The organism is Streptomyces atratus (assembly GCF_040655115.1).
In the GTDB taxonomy this organism is placed as follows: Bacteria; Actinomycetota; Actinomycetes; order Streptomycetales; family Streptomycetaceae; genus Streptomyces; species Streptomyces atratus_D.
Genome location: NZ_JBFAJH010000015.1, coordinates 98,168 through 112,763, shown reverse-complemented (window position 1 = coordinate 112,763; position 14,596 = coordinate 98,168). Strand labels below are relative to the sequence as shown.

Below are 14,596 nucleotides of genomic sequence, written 5' to 3'. Positions count from 1 at the left end.
CGAGCGGCTGTGAACACCACGGCCTCCCGCGCACTCGCCCTTCCGCACCCCCGCACAGCAAGGCACCACGCACCATGACTTCGCGCCTGACCCCGTAACGCACGAGGGCGGCACCCGCACCGGGTGCCGCCCTCAGCTGTTCCCGGTCACACCGGAAAGTCCCCCGTGGGCAGCGTCGTGCAGAAGGGCTCGGGAAGCGTGAGCGGCTTCCCGAACGGCACGGGTTCGGAGTGCTTGTACGTCCCGTCCTCGTTCGGCTCCGTGAACAGCGTGGCCATCGCGCCACGCGTGTCGAACCGGTCGATCAGCAGGTACATCGGTACGCCGGCGCGCGCGTAGGCGCGGTACTTCTTCGTCCGGTCCTCCCGGGCATTGACCTTCGACGTGATCTCGACGATCAGCAGAGCCTCGGAGGCGTCCATCGGATCGCTGGTTTCCGGATCGGCTGCCGCAATCAGCGCCGCCGGCATGACCACCAGGTCGGGGACGTAGAGCTTGTCGAGCGGTGCGACGTGGACACCGAGGGTCTGGTAGATCTCCAGCTCCTCGGGCAGATTTCCGTAGAGCCTGCGCTGCACTTTGGCTGCGATGCCGTTGTGATGCGCATGAGGCGGTGGTACCAAGACGATCTGCCCCTCGTCGATCTCGGCGCGCCACCCCTCGGGCACGTCCAGTCCACGCCATGTCTGCAGCAGGTATTCCCACGGGCGGCCCTCAGCGGGCCGGTCGTTCTCGACCATCGCGGCGGTCATCGCGGGTCCCTTCTCCTGTGGCCTGATGAGGAGCGTAGATCGACAGTTCTGCGGCGGTCCGCCGCTTCCCTCAGCGTCCCACGATCGTGTGAAGAGCGCACCGACCTCGCCGTCTCCCACGATGCTCCCCCGGAACAGGCCCGGCCGAAGGGCGGCGCCCCGGCCAGGGCGCCGCCCTTCACGCTTCTCACGGCAGCCGTCCCTCCCGGTTGACCTCCCTGACCCGGGCCCGCAGCACATCCCCGGGCGGCGCCGGCCGCACGGCCTCCGGCGGGCAGTCCCACTCCGCCCCGCCGCCCGGCGGCCGCAGCTGCACGTACGGCCCGACGCGCCCCATCACGCGCCCCACCCGCCCGTCGCGGGAATCCACCGCGAACGATCCGGGCTCCGGCGTACACGGTTCAAGCCCCTCACCCGTCATGTCCGGTCTCCCTGTTGCCCGTCCGCGCCCAGCACAACACTCAGCCGCAGCGCCGTATCGATGGCGCACCGCCCGAGGTCCACCAGCGGCGCGGGCTCGTTCCCCGCACACGACACCGGATCGACCCGCAGCGACGGCAGCGCGAGCCCGACGCCTTTCAGCCCTTGTCTCAGCTTCTCCACCGCGTCCTCCGCCTCCCTCACTCTTCCGGCAGCAACCCGTCGTCGCTCTGCATCGGTCATCCTGCACACCTTCCACGCTCCGTAACCGCAATGCCCACCCAGCGTGTCCAACGCGCGGCTAACCTGGAAGGGGCGCAGAACCAACAACCGCACGTGTGTCACAGGGAGTTGTCATGCCGGGGCCCAAGAAGCTCGACCCGTCCTCCTCTCCGCGCGCCCTCCTCGGCGCCGAACTCCGGCACCGAAGGGACAAAGCCGGTCTCTCCCAGGAAGAACTCGGTCTCCCGCTCTTCGTCAGTGGCTCGTTCATCGGCCAACTGGAGTCCGGTACACGCCGGATGCAGGTGGACCAGGCCCAGAAGTTCGACGAGATCCTGCACGCGGACGGATTCTTCGTACGCAACTGCGTCGCCCTGAAGAAGTCGAAGTACCCGGATCACTTCGTGGAGGCGGCGGAGGCGGAAGCCGTCGCGAAGACCATCAAGGAGTACGCACCGCAGCTGATTCCCGGTCTGTTGCAGACGGAGCCCTACGCACGGGCGGTGTTCCGGGCGTACCAGCCGACGGCGCCGGAGAACGTGATCGACGACCTGGTCACGGCGAGGCTGGACCGGGCACACCTGCTGACCGATCCAACAACTCCCTTGGTTTGGGCAGTTCTGGATGAGGCGGTGCTGCGTCGGGAGGTCGGCGGAACCGAAGCGATGGCAGAGGCACTCCGCCACATCCTGAAGCTGGCCCGCGAACACCGGATCATCGCGCAAGTACTGCCGTACAGCGCAGGCGGACATGCTGCAATGGCCGGCAGTCTCAAGCTGATGGCGTTCTCGGATGCGCCTGCCCTTGCCTATCTGGAGAGCCTCGGTTCGGGCCAACTCCTGGACGATCCAGCCACCGTCACCGAATACGAGCTGACCTACGATCTCCTAGTGGCCAGCGCATTGTCACCGGAAGCGTCCCTGGCCTTGATCGAGTCCGTGGCGGAGGATCACGCCCATGAAGACCAGCAGTTCTGACTACGACCTGACCACCGCGACCTGGCGCAAGTCCTCGTACAGCGGCGGCGACGGCGGCAACTGCCTCGAAGTCGCCACCTGGCGGAAGTCGACGTACAGCGGCGGCAGCGGCGGGGACTGCCTCGAAGTCGCCGACGGCCACCCCGGTGTCGTCCCCGTACGCGACTCCAAGGTTCCGGACGGCCCGGCGCTCGTGTTCCGCACGGCGGCGTGGTCGTCCTTCGTCGCGGATCTCAAGCGCGCCTAGCCGCAGCGCCGGGCCACGCCCGGGTGGTGTTTGCCGCACAGCTGGGGCGCGTCCCCGCCCACCGGGAGGAACGCGCCCCCGACGCCATGGCCTCGTAAGACCTCGGCCCCCGAGTCAGCTGGTGAAGACGAAGTACTTCCACGCGCCGTGCGTCGTCGAGTTCACGGTGTCCCCCGACGAACCGTTGATGTACGAGTCGCGCACCCGGAAACGGATGTTCTTGGGCGGAGTGCCCGTCACGGTGACCTGGGACTTGCCCGAGGAGCTCAGTGCGAAGTACTCGGTGCTGCCCATGGTCTGCCAGACGCCACCGTAGTAGACCTGCATCTGCAGCCGCTGCTTCCGGCCCGGGTACGCCGTCATCGTGGTGGTGAAGACGGGGTCCTTGGACTGGCGGAAGTAGTAGTACGTGTGGCCCCACGTGTACGTGGTCTTGTAGTGGCCGCTGACGGACGTGGACACCTTCACCCTGGCGCCGACCGTGCTCGACGTGGTCTTCGGCGTGTAGCGGGCGTCGCCCGCGAACTTCGCCGTGACCTTGGTGTCCCGCTTCAGGTCGAGGGTGACGGACAGGTTGCCGCTGGAGTTGACCGTGCCGGACTTCACCGGCGTGTTGGGCTTGTCCGAGCCGAAGGGGTCGGCCCAGATCTCGACCTTGCGGTTCTTGTACGTCGTGCCGAGGTGCGCCGTGAACGCGACGTCCTTGCCGTAGTCGTACACCTTGCCGTTGTTGTTCAGCGTCAGCGTGGGCGTGGCGCGGGAGACCTCGACCGTGTCCGAGGCGGTCGCCGGCGCGTGCGTGGCGTCACCGGCGTACGTCGCCTTGTACGTGACCTTGGCACCGGCCGGCGGCGTGTCCGTGAAGGAGAACGTGCCGCCCGTGCCGAGGGACTTGGTGCCGAGCGACTTGCCGTTCGGCGACTCCATGTCGGTGCGGGTGACGGTCAGCGGCGTCCCGGCAGGCAGCGCGAGGGCGGAGACGAGCGAGCCCTTGACGGTGAGGGGCTTGGCGCGGGTGGCGGTGGCCGGGGCGTCGACCTTCAGCGTGGCGACGTACTTGCGGGGTTCGTCGACGACGTTGAACGTGGAGGAGTCGTTGTCGGCCCCCTCGGTCACCACGAACAGCTTCCCGCCGTCGGCCGACCAGTTCATCGAGTGCCCGAACCAGGGCATCCAACTGTGCGACAGGTTGCGGACGCTGGCGGGCCGGCCGGGATCGCTGCTGAAGACGTACGTGTCGCCGATGTCGTCGGTGTCGAGGACAGTGGCCGCGACCGTGCCGTCCGGGGCGATGCTGACCGTCTCCGGTTCGGAGGGGACGGGGAAGGTGCGGACCTGCTCCAGGTCGGAGAGCCGGTACTCGGTCAGCGCGCGCTTCCCGGGCCCGGCCACGACGACGTTCCGGCCGTCCGGGGTGAGCGCCGCGTCTCGGTAGAAGCCATTCTTCTCGGCGGACACGCGGATCACGGGGGTACCGGAGGAGATGTCGTAGACGACGATCGGACCGGAGCTGATGTGTGCGTCGAGGGCGAGCAGCGTGCCCGGGTTGTCGGGGTCCGCATAGAGCTCGGGCGGGCTTGCGAAGTCGTGTCCGGCCGCCAGGTCCAGCGTCACCGTGGGCGTCTCGGCGGTCAGGTCGACCGAGCCGAGCCCGGAGTCCCACTGGTCGCCGTATCCGAACCACAGCTTGCCGTCGGCGCAGGAGAGCCGGGAGGGGATGGTCTTGGCGCCGGTCGGGTACTCGGCGGTCTGCGTGAGCGTCGCGGTGTCGAAGGCGACGATCTTGTCGGCGCCTTCGACCGCGGCGTACAGCGTGCCGGAGTCCGGGCTCAGTTCGAGGTCCTGGACCTGGGGCAGGCCGGTGAGCTCGGTGACGGCCTTGCCGGTGCAGTCGGTGACGACGATCTTGTTCAGGTAGCTGTCGCTGACGTACAGCCGCTGGTGGACACCGTCGACGACCATGTCGTTCGCGTCCGAGACCGCGATGGGCCTGGCGGCGTCGGCGGGTACGGCAAGCGGTCCGCAACTGGCCAATGCCCCCGTACCGCACGCGATTTCGCGCATCTGCCGCCGCGTGAGGCCGCTGTCGCCGCCTATGTCGACCGGTTGCCGGACGGCGCCGACATCTCCGTGAAGACCCTCGCAAAGGTGCTCCCATACGGGCAGTGCGCGCTGCGGACCGCGTTGAACAACCTTCAGCGGGCCGGGCATCTGCGCCGGGGCAGCGAGCACGTCATCGGTTCGGCCAGCGCGCGCTGGGTGACCCGTACGTTCTTCTCCCGCACGCCTCGCGACGACGCCTGGTGGGCGGGGTTCACCAGGGGCGACGTACCGCCGGAGCAGCAACGGCCCACCCGCTCCCGGGCGTTCGTCCTGCTCGCCGCGCTCGGCCGTGCCGCACCCGCGCTGAGTCTGTCGGCGGCGGACTGTGCGGCGCTGGAGCCGTACGTCACGATGTGGTTCGCCCGGGGCGCCACCGAGGTGCAGCTGCTGCACGCGCCGACTGACGGGTTGCCGGTGCCGGTGCATCACGCGGCGGCGCTGGTCCGCAGTCGCCTGACCGCCAAAATGTCACCCGAACGGGTTGCCCCGCACACCGCACGCACCGTGCTGCGGGTCCTGGAGTGCGCGAAGTGCGGCGCACCGGGGCAGCCGGAGGCGCTGCCAGGCGGCGAGTGCGGACCGTGCCGGGGCGAGCAGGTCCCCGTACCGGCGGGCAGTCGCGGGATCCCGGCCGGCGAGGTCCGTGACCGGATGGCGGAGGTGCGGGCGGCGATGGTCTCCCGATCCGGGAGGACACGGACATGACGGTTCAGCTCACGCGCGCCAAAAGCGGGGCACGATGGTGGGGAGGAGGCGACGCCATGACCCCCAGCACCGCTGATCACGCACAGATGTCCGTCGAGGAGTTCGAGCAGCTCGCCCGGTCCGCTCCCGAGACCGTGACGCTCGAATTCATCAACGGAAAGCTGGAGGTCAAGCCGGTGCCGGACCAGATCCACGGGGCCATCGTCATGTGGCTGCTCCGGCAGTGCATGCAGCACCGCCCCGAGCTGGCCCTCTACCCGGAGCAGGGCCTTCAGGTGGAGACGTATCGGGGAGGGCGCGCCCGGGCGGACGGTGCTCTCGCACCCCTCGACCACTTCGTCGGCCAGACCGGTGAATGGGCGGCACCGGACGGCGTCCTGATGACCGTGGAGGTCACGTCGCACGACTCGGACACCGACCGGCGCGACCGCGTCGAGAAGCGCGACGGCTACGCCGCCGCCGGAATCCCTGTGTACCTGCTCATCGACCGTGACGCGGAAAAGCTGGTGGTCTACACGGACCCGCACAAGGGCGAGTACCGGAACCGCACCTCGCACGCGTACGGAGACGCAGTCGCGCTCCCTGCCCCGGTCGACATCACCCTGGACACCGACAAACTCAAGGACTACGCACTCTGAACTCCCCCGGCGTCAGGACCCGCCGACCGCGTGGACGGTGCCGTCACACCGCCCGGCGAGGATCCGGCCCCGCCGAAGGGGCGGGTGGAGCGGCACATGGCCTCGGCCCTCACCGCCCGATCACGCCGTAGGACCGCACCCGGTCCGGACACGACGTCGGCCCCCGGGACCAGATGGTCCCGGGGGCCGACGTATGTGCACTTACCGATCCGTCAGGATCAGAAGTCCATGTCACCGCCCGGCATGCCGCCCGGAGCGGCCGCAGAGGCCTTCTCCGGCTTGTCGGCGATGACGGCCTCGGTGGTCAGGAACAGTGCGGCGATCGACGCGGCGTTCTGCAGAGCGGAGCGCGTGACCTTCGCCGGGTCGATGATGCCCTCGGCGATCATGTCGACGTACTCGCCGGTCGCGGCGTTCAGACCGTGACCGACGGCCAGGTTGCGCACCTTCTCGACGACGACGCCGCCCTCGAGACCACCATTGACGGCGATCTGCTTGAGCGGGGCCTCCAGCGCCAGCTTGACGGCGTTGGCGCCGGTCGCCTCGTCACCCGAGAGCTCCAGCTTCTCGAAGACGGCGGAAGCCTGCAGCAGCGCCACGCCACCACCGGCGACGATGCCCTCCTCGACGGCCGCCTTCGCGTTGCGAACGGCGTCCTCGATGCGGTGCTTGCGCTCCTTGAGCTCGACCTCGGTCGCGGCACCGGCCTTGATGACGGCCACGCCGCCGGCCAGCTTCGCCAGGCGCTCCTGGAGCTTCTCGCGGTCGTAGTCCGAGTCGGAGTTCTCGATCTCGGCACGGATCTGGTTGACGCGACCCTGAACCTGGTCGGTGTCACCGGCGCCGTCGACGATCGTCGTCTCGTCCTTGGTGATGACGACCTTGCGGGCACGGCCCAGCAGGTCCAGGCCGGCGTTCTCCAGCTTGAGACCGACCTCCTCGGAGATGACGGTGCCACCGGTGAGGATGGCGATGTCGCCGAGCATGGCCTTGCGGCGGTCACCGAAGCCCGGGGCCTTGACGGCGACGGACTTGAAGGTGCCACGGATCTTGTTGACGACCAGGGTCGACAGGGCCTCGCCCTCGACATCCTCGGCGATGATCAGCAGCGGCTTGCCGGACTGCATGACCTTCTCCAGCAGCGGAAGGAGGTCCTTCACGTTGCTGACCTTGGAGTTGACGATCAGGATGTACGGGTCGTCCAGGGACGACTCCATGCGCTCCATGTCGGTGGCGAAGTACGCCGAGATGTAGCCCTTGTCGAAGCGCATACCCTCGGTGAGCTCCAGCTCCAGACCGAAGGTCTGGGACTCCTCGACGGTGATGACGCCTTCCTTGCCGACCTTGTCCATCGCCTCGGCGATGAGCTCGCCGATCTGGGTGTCGGCGGCGGAGATGGAGGCCGTCGAAGCGATCTGCTCCTTGGTCTCCACGTCCTTGGCCTGCTCCAGCAGAGCGGCGGAGACGGCCTCGACGGCCTTCTCGATGCCCCGCTTGAGGGCCATCGGGTTCGCACCCGCGGCGACGTTGCGGAGGCCCTCACGGACGAGTGCCTGGGCGAGAACGGTGGCGGTGGTCGTACCGTCGCCGGCGACGTCGTCCGTCTTCTTGGCGACTTCCTTGACCAGCTCTGCGCCGATCTTCTCGTACGGGTCCTCGAGCTCGATCTCCTTGGCGATGGAGACACCATCGTTGGTGATCGTGGGTGCGCCCCACTTCTTCTCAAGGACGACGTTCCGGCCCTTGGGGCCGAGGGTCACCTTGACGGCGTCGGCGAGCTGGTTCATCCCGCGCTCGAGGCCGCGCCGCGCTTCCTCGTCGAACGCGATGATCTTGGCCATGTGAAGTGGTCCTCCCGGACAGGGGTGGATTGCTCCGGACCGTGTGGCGCCCGCGACGGACGGCCTGCGTGCCTGACGGTTCCTTGCCCCGCCGGGCCTGCGGGCCTCACCGACCCGGTCCTTCTGTCACTCTCAACGTCAGAGTGCTAACGCCCAATGATTAGCACTCGACCCCTGCGAGTGCAAGCGCCCCCTTCGAGTTCGTGGATGGCGCCGGACCGTGGTGGCACGGTCGCGGGCGGGCTCCGGGACGCCTCCGGGACGCGTGAAGGGTCCGTCCCCCGGGGGGTACGGACCCTTCGTGCGTGAGTAGTGTCGTTGGCCGACCGCGCCGAGCTCAGCCGACGGCGAGCTTGACCATGTCCGCCTGCGGCCCCTTCTGGCCCTGCGAGATTTCGAATTCAACTCGCTGACCCTCTTCGAGGGTGCGGTACCCGTCCATCTGGATCGCGCTGTAGTGGACGAAAACATCCGCACCACCGTCGACCGCGATGAAGCCGTACCCCTTCTCCGCGTTGAACCACTTGACGGTGCCCTGAGCCATGCCTAACTCCCCTATTACTGGCCCTTGCACAGGACCGCACTTCGCGGACCCGGGTCAGAACTCACCCTCCGACAGGAGAGGGTGCGTGCGCCGGAACGCGTCGACCGCGGCCGAATGTATCTGCCCAACTGCCCTCTGCAACAGGTCAATCGGACGAGAATTCTGGGCATCGCCGAACGCCCGAATATGAGGAATTTATGCGATTCCAGGGCAACTCGGGCCGGACAAAGGCCACTTACGGCGCAAGGAGTTCGAACACTTTGGCTGCATCTTGTCGCGGGCGGGCGCATTCTCATATGCGGTCGGCACGGGCAGCGGAGGGGACTTCCCCACTGTACCGCGCTCAACCATGCAGAATTGCCCCCTCCGCTTAGCTTGCAGAGGGGGCAATTCCGGTAACACGTCGAAGTCGGCCGCAGGGCCGACCACGGGTCAGCAGCCGCCCGCGACCGCGGGGATGATGGAGATGCCCGCGCCGTCCGGGGTGGCCGTCTCCAGGCCGCCCTCGAAGCGCACGTCGTCGTCGTTGACGTACACGTTGACGAAGCGGCGGAGCTTGCCCTGGTCGTCCAGGACACGCGCGGCGATGCCCGGGTGGTTCCGCTCCAGCGACTCGATGACCTGGGAGAGGGTCGACCCCTCGGCCGGGACCTCGGCCTGGCCGCCCGTGTAGGTGCGCAGGATGGTGGGGATACGGACCTTGACGCTCATGTGGGTGTGCCTTCCTTACGTCTCGGGTGGTCGGGTCAGCTGCCGGCGAGGCCGGCGTCGCGGAACGCGTCCAGGCTGGGCCGGATGGTCGCGGTCGGGCCGGTCGTCGGGGCGACCGCGTCCAGCGTCTTCAGACCGTCACCGGTGTTCAGGACGACCGTGGTGAGCGTCGGGTCCAGCAGACCCGCCTCGATCAGCTTCCTCGTCACGCCGACCGTCACGCCGCCCGCCGTCTCGGCGAAGATGCCCTCGGTGCGGGCCAGCAGCTTGATCGCGTCGACGATCTGCCCGTCGTCGACGTCCTCGACGGCGCCGCCGGTGCGACGGGCGATGTCCAGGACGTACGGGCCGTCGGCCGGGTTGCCGATCGCCAGGGACTTGGCGATCGTGTTCGGCTTCTGCGGGCGCACGACGTCGTGACCGGCCTTGAAGGCCGTGGAGACCGGGGAGCAGCCCTCGGCCTGGGCGCCGAAGATCTTGTACGGCCTGTCCTCGACGAGGCCGAGGTCGATCAGCTCCCGAAGCCCCTTGTCGATCTTCGTGAGCTGCGAGCCGGACGCGATCGGGATGACGAGCTGATCGGGCAGCCGCCAGCCGAGCTGCTCGCAGATCTCGTACGCGAGCGTCTTGGAACCCTCGCCGTAGTACGGGCGCAGGTTGACGTTGACGAAACCCCAGCCCTCACCGAGCGGGTCGCCGATGAGCTCCGAGCAGAAGCGGTTGACGTCGTCGTAGTTGCCCTCGATGCCGACCAGCTCACCGCCGTACACCGCGGCCATGACGACCTTGCCCTGCTCCAGGTCGTGCGGGATGAACACGCAGGACCGGAAGCCGGCCCGGGCGGCGGCCGCGCCCACCGCACCGGCGAGGTTGCCGGTGGAGGAGCAGGAGAGAGTGGTGAATCCGAAGGCGCGGGCGGCCTCGACGGCGATCGCGACGACGCGGTCCTTGAAGGAGTGCGTCGGGTTGCCGGAGTCGTCCTTGACGTACAGACCGCCGGTGACGCCCAGTTCACGGGCGAGGTTGTCGGCCTTGACCAGCTTGGTGAAGCCGGGGTTGATGTTGGGCTTGTCCGCGACATCGGCGGGGACGGGCAGCAGCGGCGCGTAGCGCCAGATGTTGTCCGGTCCGGCCTCGATGCGCTTCTTCAGCTCGTCCGGGGAGCCGCTCGGCAGGTCGTACGCCACTTCGAGCGGCCCGAAACAGGACGCGCAGGCGAAAAGGGGACCGAGCTCGAAACGCTCTCCGCACTCGCGGCAGGAAAGTGCCGCTGCGGGGCCGAGGTCGACGGCGCCGGTGGAAGAATCGGTGCTTACTGCAACAGTCTGCGCAGCCATGATGGCGAGGCCCTTTCTCCTCATCTTCCTCGCGACGCATTTCGCCACGAGACGGAATTGGCACCTTCCCCACCTGACCTCGCGGTCGGCGGGAGGGTTGCCGGGACTTCAACGGGCCGTTCCCTCAGTCCCTCTGGATGAGCGCTATGGCACTGGATCACCGATCCAGGCATTTATTGGCGGAGGACCCCGACATGCGACGGTCATCCGCGTTGTTCAAGACTGTAACCGAAGCATCGGACGGTTGAGATGGCCGTCCGAACCGCGAGATGGATCACATACAGGGAGTGTCGACCGTGCTGGAAGAGGTCGAACGCTGGCTGGCCAGGCGTTCCTGGTCGGCAGCCGACCGCCCGCTGGACCGGCTCGTCGCCGCCAAGGGCCGGGATCCGCGGCGCGGCAGCGTGAGCGTGGTGCTGCCCGCCCTGAACGAGGAGGCGACGGTCGGCGCCATCGTCGAGACGATCCGGGTCGAGCTGATGGAGAAGGTGCGGCTGGTCGACGAGCTGCTGGTGATCGACTCCGGCTCGACGGACGGCACGGCGGAAGTCGCCCGGAAGGCGGGCGCCCGGGTGGTGCACCGCGACGCGATACTCCCCCGTGTACCCGCGCTCCCCGGCAAGGGCGAGGTCCTGTGGCGCTCGCTCCTGGTCACCAGCGGTGACATCGTCTGCTTCATAGACGCCGACCTGAGGGACTTCTCCGCGGACTTCGTCTCCGGCATCGTCGGCCCGCTGCTCACCGACCCCGGGGTGCAGTTCGTCAAGGCGATGTACGACCGCCCCCTGGGCGACACCGCGGGTCAGGGCGGCCGCGTCACGGAACTGGTGGCCCGCCCGCTGCTCAATCTGCACTGGCCACAACTGGCCGGCTTCGTCCAGCCGCTCGGCGGCGAGTACGCGGTGCGGCGCTCCCTGCTGGAGCGGCTGCCGTTTCCGGTCGGCTACGGGGTGGAACTGGGCCTGCTGGTGGACGCACTGCACACGGTGGGGCTGGACGCGCTGGCGCAGGTCGACGTCGGGGTCAGGAAACACCGCCACCAGGACGGACAGGCGCTGGGCCGGATGGCGGCCGCGATCTACCGGACCGCGCAACTGCGTCTCTCCCGGGGTCACCTGGTGCGGCCTGCGCTCACCCAGTTCGAGCGGGGCGAGGACGGATTCGTACCGCTCACGCATCCGGTGGACACGGAGGAACGGCCGCCGATGTGTGAGATCAGCGAATACGTTTCGCGCCGCGCCGCCTGACGTGGCCTGACTTCGCACGTTTGGGCGGTTCGCGATCGGGCTAGATTCCGCAACATGGTCTCCGAGCACGCGATCACGTCCGCCGCCCAGGTACTCGTCGCGTCCAACCGCGGCCCCGTCTCGTACGCGCTGCGCGCGGACGGTTCGATCGACGCCAGACGGGGCGGCGGCGGACTCGTCTCCGGACTGAGCGCGGTCGAGGACAAGCTGTGGGTCTGCGCGGCGCTCGGAGACGGGGACAGAGAGGCCGTCCGGCGCAAAATCGCCGAGCCGGGTGTACGGATGCTCGACATCGACGCCGCGGTCCACGCCGACGCGTACAACGGCATCGCGAACTCGGTGCTCTGGTTCGTCCACCACATGCTGTACCAGACGCCGCTGGATCCGGTCTTCGACGCGGAGTTCCGCCGGCAGTGGGCGTCGTTCGAAACGTACAACCGGGCCTTCGCGCAGGCGCTCGCCGAGGAGGCGGGCGAGGGCGCGGCGGTGCTGGTGCAGGACTACCACCTGGCCCTGGTCCCGGGCATGCTCCGTGAGCTGCGGCCCGACCTGCGGATCGGTCACTTCTCGCACACCCCGTGGGCCCCGGTCGACTACTACCGGCTGCTGCCCGACGACATCGCGGAGCAGTTGCTGCGCGGCATGCTCGGCGCGGACCGGGCGGGCTTCCTGACCCGGCGCTGGGCGGACGCGTTCATCGCCTGCTGCACGGAGATCCTGGGCGGCACGGGCCGGACGAGGATCGGTGTGCACGGCCTGGGCGCGGACCCGGACTTCCTGCGCCGCCGCGCGCACGAGGCGGACGTGGACGAGCGGATGGCGGTGCTGCGGGAGCAGGTGGGCGGCACCGGCCGGAAGACGATCGTGCGGGTGGACCGTACGGAGCTGTCCAAGAACATCGTGCGCGGGCTGCTGGCGTACCGGGAGCTGCTGAACACCCGCCCGCAGTGGCGCGAGCGGGTGGTGCATGTGGCGTTCGCATACCCGTCCCGGCAGGACCTGGCGGTGTACCGGGAGTACACGGCCGAGGTGCAGCGGCTGGCGGAGGACATCAACTCAGCTTACGGGACGCCCGATTGGACCCCGGTCCTGCTCCATGTGCACGACGACTTCGCACGCTCGCTGGGGGCGTACCGGCTGGCGGACGTGGCGCTCGTCAACCCGATCCGCGACGGCATGAACCTCGTCGCCAAGGAGGTCCCGGTGGTCTCCGACGCGGGCTGCGCGCTGGTGCTGTCGCGGGAGGCGGGGGCGTACGAGGAGCTGGGCGCCGACGCGATCGTGGTGAACCCGTACGACGTGTCCGCGACGGCGGCCGCCCTGCACGAGGCGCTGACACTGCCGGACGAGGAACGGGCGGAGCGCTCGAAGCGGCTGGCCGCTGCGGCGACGACGCTGCCGCCGCAGCAGTGGTTCCTGGAGCAGCTGGAGGCGCTGCGGCAGGAGTGACGCGGCCCGTCACACCTCGGGGGGATCCGACCGGAGACGGTGCGCCAAGGCCGAGAGGAACTCCACGACGGCTCCCGGGCCCGGCAGCAACAGGTCGGCGCGCTCGGCCAGTTCGGGCACTTCGGCGCTGCCGCTGCAGACCAGCAGGCCGGGGACGCCGTCGGGGCCATCGGCGCGGAGCTTCTCCACGGCCGCATAGGCCGTGAGGTCGCCCAGGTCGTCGCCGGCGAAGAGAACGGACTGGGCGTCCGTCTGCCGTACGAACTCCGTGAGCGCCACACCCTTGTCCATGCCGGGCGGTCGCAACTCCAGTACGAGACGGCCGGGTTCGACGATGAGCCCGTGCCGGGCGGCGAGCTCGCCGAGCGGGCCGCGCAGCGCGTCGAACGCGGCCTGCGGGTCGGAGGCGCGGCGGGTGTGGACGGCGAGCGCCCGGCCCTTCTCCTCGATCCAGGTACCGCGCCAGGAGCCGACCTGTTCGATCAGGCCCGGGAGTTCGGCGCGGGCCGCGGCGACGCCGGGGTGCGGGGCGGGGGCGTGGACGGTGCCGGAGACGGCGTCCCAGCGTTCGGCGCCGTAGTGGCCGAGAACGACGAGGTGGTCGAGGCCGGGGACCCCGGCGAAGCCGCCGTGCCGGACCGCGACGTCGGCCGGGCGGCCGGTGATCACGGCGACGGAGGCGACCTTCGGAGCGAGCGCGGCCAGGGCCGGGACGGCGCCGGGGTGGGCGCGGGCCTGTTCCGGGTCCGGGACGATCTCGGCGAGGGTGCCGTCGAAATCGAGGGCGACGACCGCGCGGTCGGGGCGGGCGAGGAGAGCGGCGAGGCCTTCGCGGCCGGCCGGGGTGGTGGGGGTCGGCAGAGGCTGTTCCGGAGTGCTGCCCATGGATCGAGGGTATCGGGGGTGGTGCGGTGCGGCTACGGCCGGCGACCGCGGCCAGCCTGTTCCCTTGCCGCCCCTTCCCGGAACCGGGGGCTCTGCCCCCGGACCCCCGCTCCTCGATCGCCGGAGGGGCTGGATGCACGGCGCCGCCGCAAGGTCACCGCCGCCCCCGCCGAGCCTCCCGGATCCGTCGCAACCGGTTCACCGTCACCGGGTCCTCCTCCAGTGCCCGCCGGTCGTCCAGGAGCGCGTTCAGCAGCTGGTAGTAACGCGTCGGCGAGATGCCCAGGCCCTCCCGGATCTCCCGCTCCTTCGCCCCCGGGCCGGGCCACGAGCGCCGTTCCACGGCCAGGACCGCACGCTCCCGGTCGGAGAGCCCGGTGCCGGGGTGGCCGGCGGGGCTGTCGGCAGGGGGCTCCGCTTCGGCGGAGCCGTCGTCGGGGGCAGTCATATGAGCCAACATATCGCCCGCCTCCGAACCCGCTACCCGGCCACCCGCTGCTCCGCGTCCTCCGCCTTCG

16 protein-coding genes and 1 riboswitch are annotated in these 14,596 nt (G+C 69.4%); of the genes, 6 read left to right on the top strand and 10 right to left on the bottom strand.

The genetic code is table 11. The annotated features are described in order from the left end of the window. Positions 1-146: 146 nt before the first annotated feature. The 3 genes from AB0I23_RS19015 to AB0I23_RS19005 all read right to left on the bottom strand — a co-directional run bounded on the left by AB0I23_RS19015 (position 147) and on the right by AB0I23_RS19005 (position 1,415). Complete coding sequence (locus tag AB0I23_RS19015) at positions 147-752, bottom strand: Uma2 family endonuclease (RefSeq protein ID WP_359110581.1); 606 nt, start codon at positions 750-752, stop codon at positions 147-149. A gap of 187 nt (positions 753-939) precedes the next feature. Continuing rightward, a complete protein-coding gene (locus tag AB0I23_RS19010) occupies positions 940-1,173 on the bottom strand; it encodes a hypothetical protein (RefSeq protein ID WP_359110579.1) in 234 nt (77 codons plus the stop codon). Then, positions 1,170-1,415: a hypothetical protein gene (locus tag AB0I23_RS19005; RefSeq protein ID WP_359110577.1), complete on the bottom strand. Its 246-nt coding sequence runs from the start codon at positions 1,413-1,415 to the stop codon at positions 1,170-1,172. Before AB0I23_RS19005 ends, AB0I23_RS19010 begins: the two co-directional genes overlap by 4 nt. A gap of 113 nt (positions 1,416-1,528) precedes the next feature. Between AB0I23_RS19005 and AB0I23_RS19000 the strand changes: the two genes are divergently transcribed. Together AB0I23_RS19000 and AB0I23_RS18995 are read left to right on the top strand one after the other, a co-directional pair. Continuing rightward, entirely contained in the window at positions 1,529-2,371 is an 843-nt protein-coding gene (locus AB0I23_RS19000; RefSeq protein ID WP_359110575.1) for a helix-turn-helix domain-containing protein, read from the top strand. Then, positions 2,352-2,618: a DUF397 domain-containing protein gene (locus AB0I23_RS18995; protein WP_359110573.1), complete on the top strand. Its 267-nt coding sequence runs from the start codon at positions 2,352-2,354 to the stop codon at positions 2,616-2,618. Before AB0I23_RS19000 ends, AB0I23_RS18995 begins: the two co-directional genes overlap by 20 nt. Before the next feature lie 114 nt (positions 2,619-2,732). Here AB0I23_RS18995 and AB0I23_RS18990 read toward each other — a convergent pair whose 3' ends face one another. After that, the gene (locus AB0I23_RS18990; protein ID WP_359110571.1) at positions 2,733-4,682 is read right to left on the bottom strand and encodes a YncE family protein; all 1,950 of its coding nucleotides are present in this window, start codon (positions 4,680-4,682) and stop codon (positions 2,733-2,735) included. Between AB0I23_RS18990 and AB0I23_RS18985 the strand changes: the two genes are divergently transcribed. Both AB0I23_RS18985 and AB0I23_RS18980 read left to right on the top strand, forming a co-directional pair. Further along, entirely contained in the window at positions 4,683-5,426 is a 744-nt protein-coding gene (locus AB0I23_RS18985; RefSeq protein ID WP_359110643.1) for a hypothetical protein, read from the top strand. Positions 5,427-5,482: 56 nt separating this feature from the next. Then, the gene (locus AB0I23_RS18980) at positions 5,483-6,064 is read left to right on the top strand and encodes a Uma2 family endonuclease (RefSeq protein WP_359110570.1); all 582 of its coding nucleotides are present in this window, start codon (positions 5,483-5,485) and stop codon (positions 6,062-6,064) included. A gap of 218 nt (positions 6,065-6,282) precedes the next feature. Here AB0I23_RS18980 and groL read toward each other — a convergent pair whose 3' ends face one another. From groL to thrC, 4 genes are all read right to left on the bottom strand, one after another. After that, positions 6,283-7,905 carry a chaperonin GroEL gene (gene groL / locus AB0I23_RS18975; protein ID WP_359110569.1) on the bottom strand — a complete coding sequence of 541 codons (1,623 nt, stop codon included), beginning with the start codon at positions 7,903-7,905 and terminating at the stop codon, positions 6,283-6,285. Between the two features lie 337 nt (positions 7,906-8,242). Then, entirely contained in the window at positions 8,243-8,449 is a 207-nt protein-coding gene (locus AB0I23_RS18970) for a cold-shock protein (RefSeq protein ID WP_003967346.1), read from the bottom strand. Positions 8,450-8,881: 432 nt separating this feature from the next. Continuing rightward, the gene (locus tag AB0I23_RS18965) at positions 8,882-9,160 is read right to left on the bottom strand and encodes a MoaD/ThiS family protein (protein WP_266730791.1); all 279 of its coding nucleotides are present in this window, start codon (positions 9,158-9,160) and stop codon (positions 8,882-8,884) included. 35 nt (positions 9,161-9,195) lie between these two features. Next, positions 9,196-10,497 (bottom strand): threonine synthase, encoded by a 1,302-nt coding sequence (gene thrC / locus AB0I23_RS18960; RefSeq protein WP_359110567.1) that lies wholly within the window; start codon positions 10,495-10,497, stop codon positions 9,196-9,198. A gap of 17 nt (positions 10,498-10,514) precedes the next feature. Beyond that, positions 10,515-10,641, bottom strand: a riboswitch (SAM riboswitch). Between the two features lie 152 nt (positions 10,642-10,793). On the opposite strand from thrC, the gene AB0I23_RS18955 reads away from it, so the two are divergent. Next, entirely contained in the window at positions 10,794-11,744 is a 951-nt protein-coding gene (locus AB0I23_RS18955; protein WP_359110641.1) for a glucosyl-3-phosphoglycerate synthase, read from the top strand. Positions 11,745-11,798: 54 nt separating this feature from the next. Further along, positions 11,799-13,193, top strand: coding sequence for an alpha,alpha-trehalose-phosphate synthase (UDP-forming) (locus tag AB0I23_RS18950; protein ID WP_359110565.1), 1,395 nt, complete (start codon positions 11,799-11,801; stop codon positions 13,191-13,193). A gap of 9 nt (positions 13,194-13,202) precedes the next feature. On the opposite strand, the gene otsB is transcribed toward AB0I23_RS18950, so the two are convergent. Both otsB and AB0I23_RS18940 read right to left on the bottom strand, forming a co-directional pair. Further along, a complete protein-coding gene (otsB, locus tag AB0I23_RS18945; RefSeq protein WP_359110563.1) occupies positions 13,203-14,078 on the bottom strand; it encodes a trehalose-phosphatase in 876 nt (291 codons plus the stop codon). Between the two features lie 154 nt (positions 14,079-14,232). After that, positions 14,233-14,526 carry a DUF3263 domain-containing protein gene (locus AB0I23_RS18940; protein ID WP_359110561.1) on the bottom strand — a complete coding sequence of 98 codons (294 nt, stop codon included), beginning with the start codon at positions 14,524-14,526 and terminating at the stop codon, positions 14,233-14,235. Between the last annotated feature and the right edge of the window lie 70 nt (positions 14,527-14,596).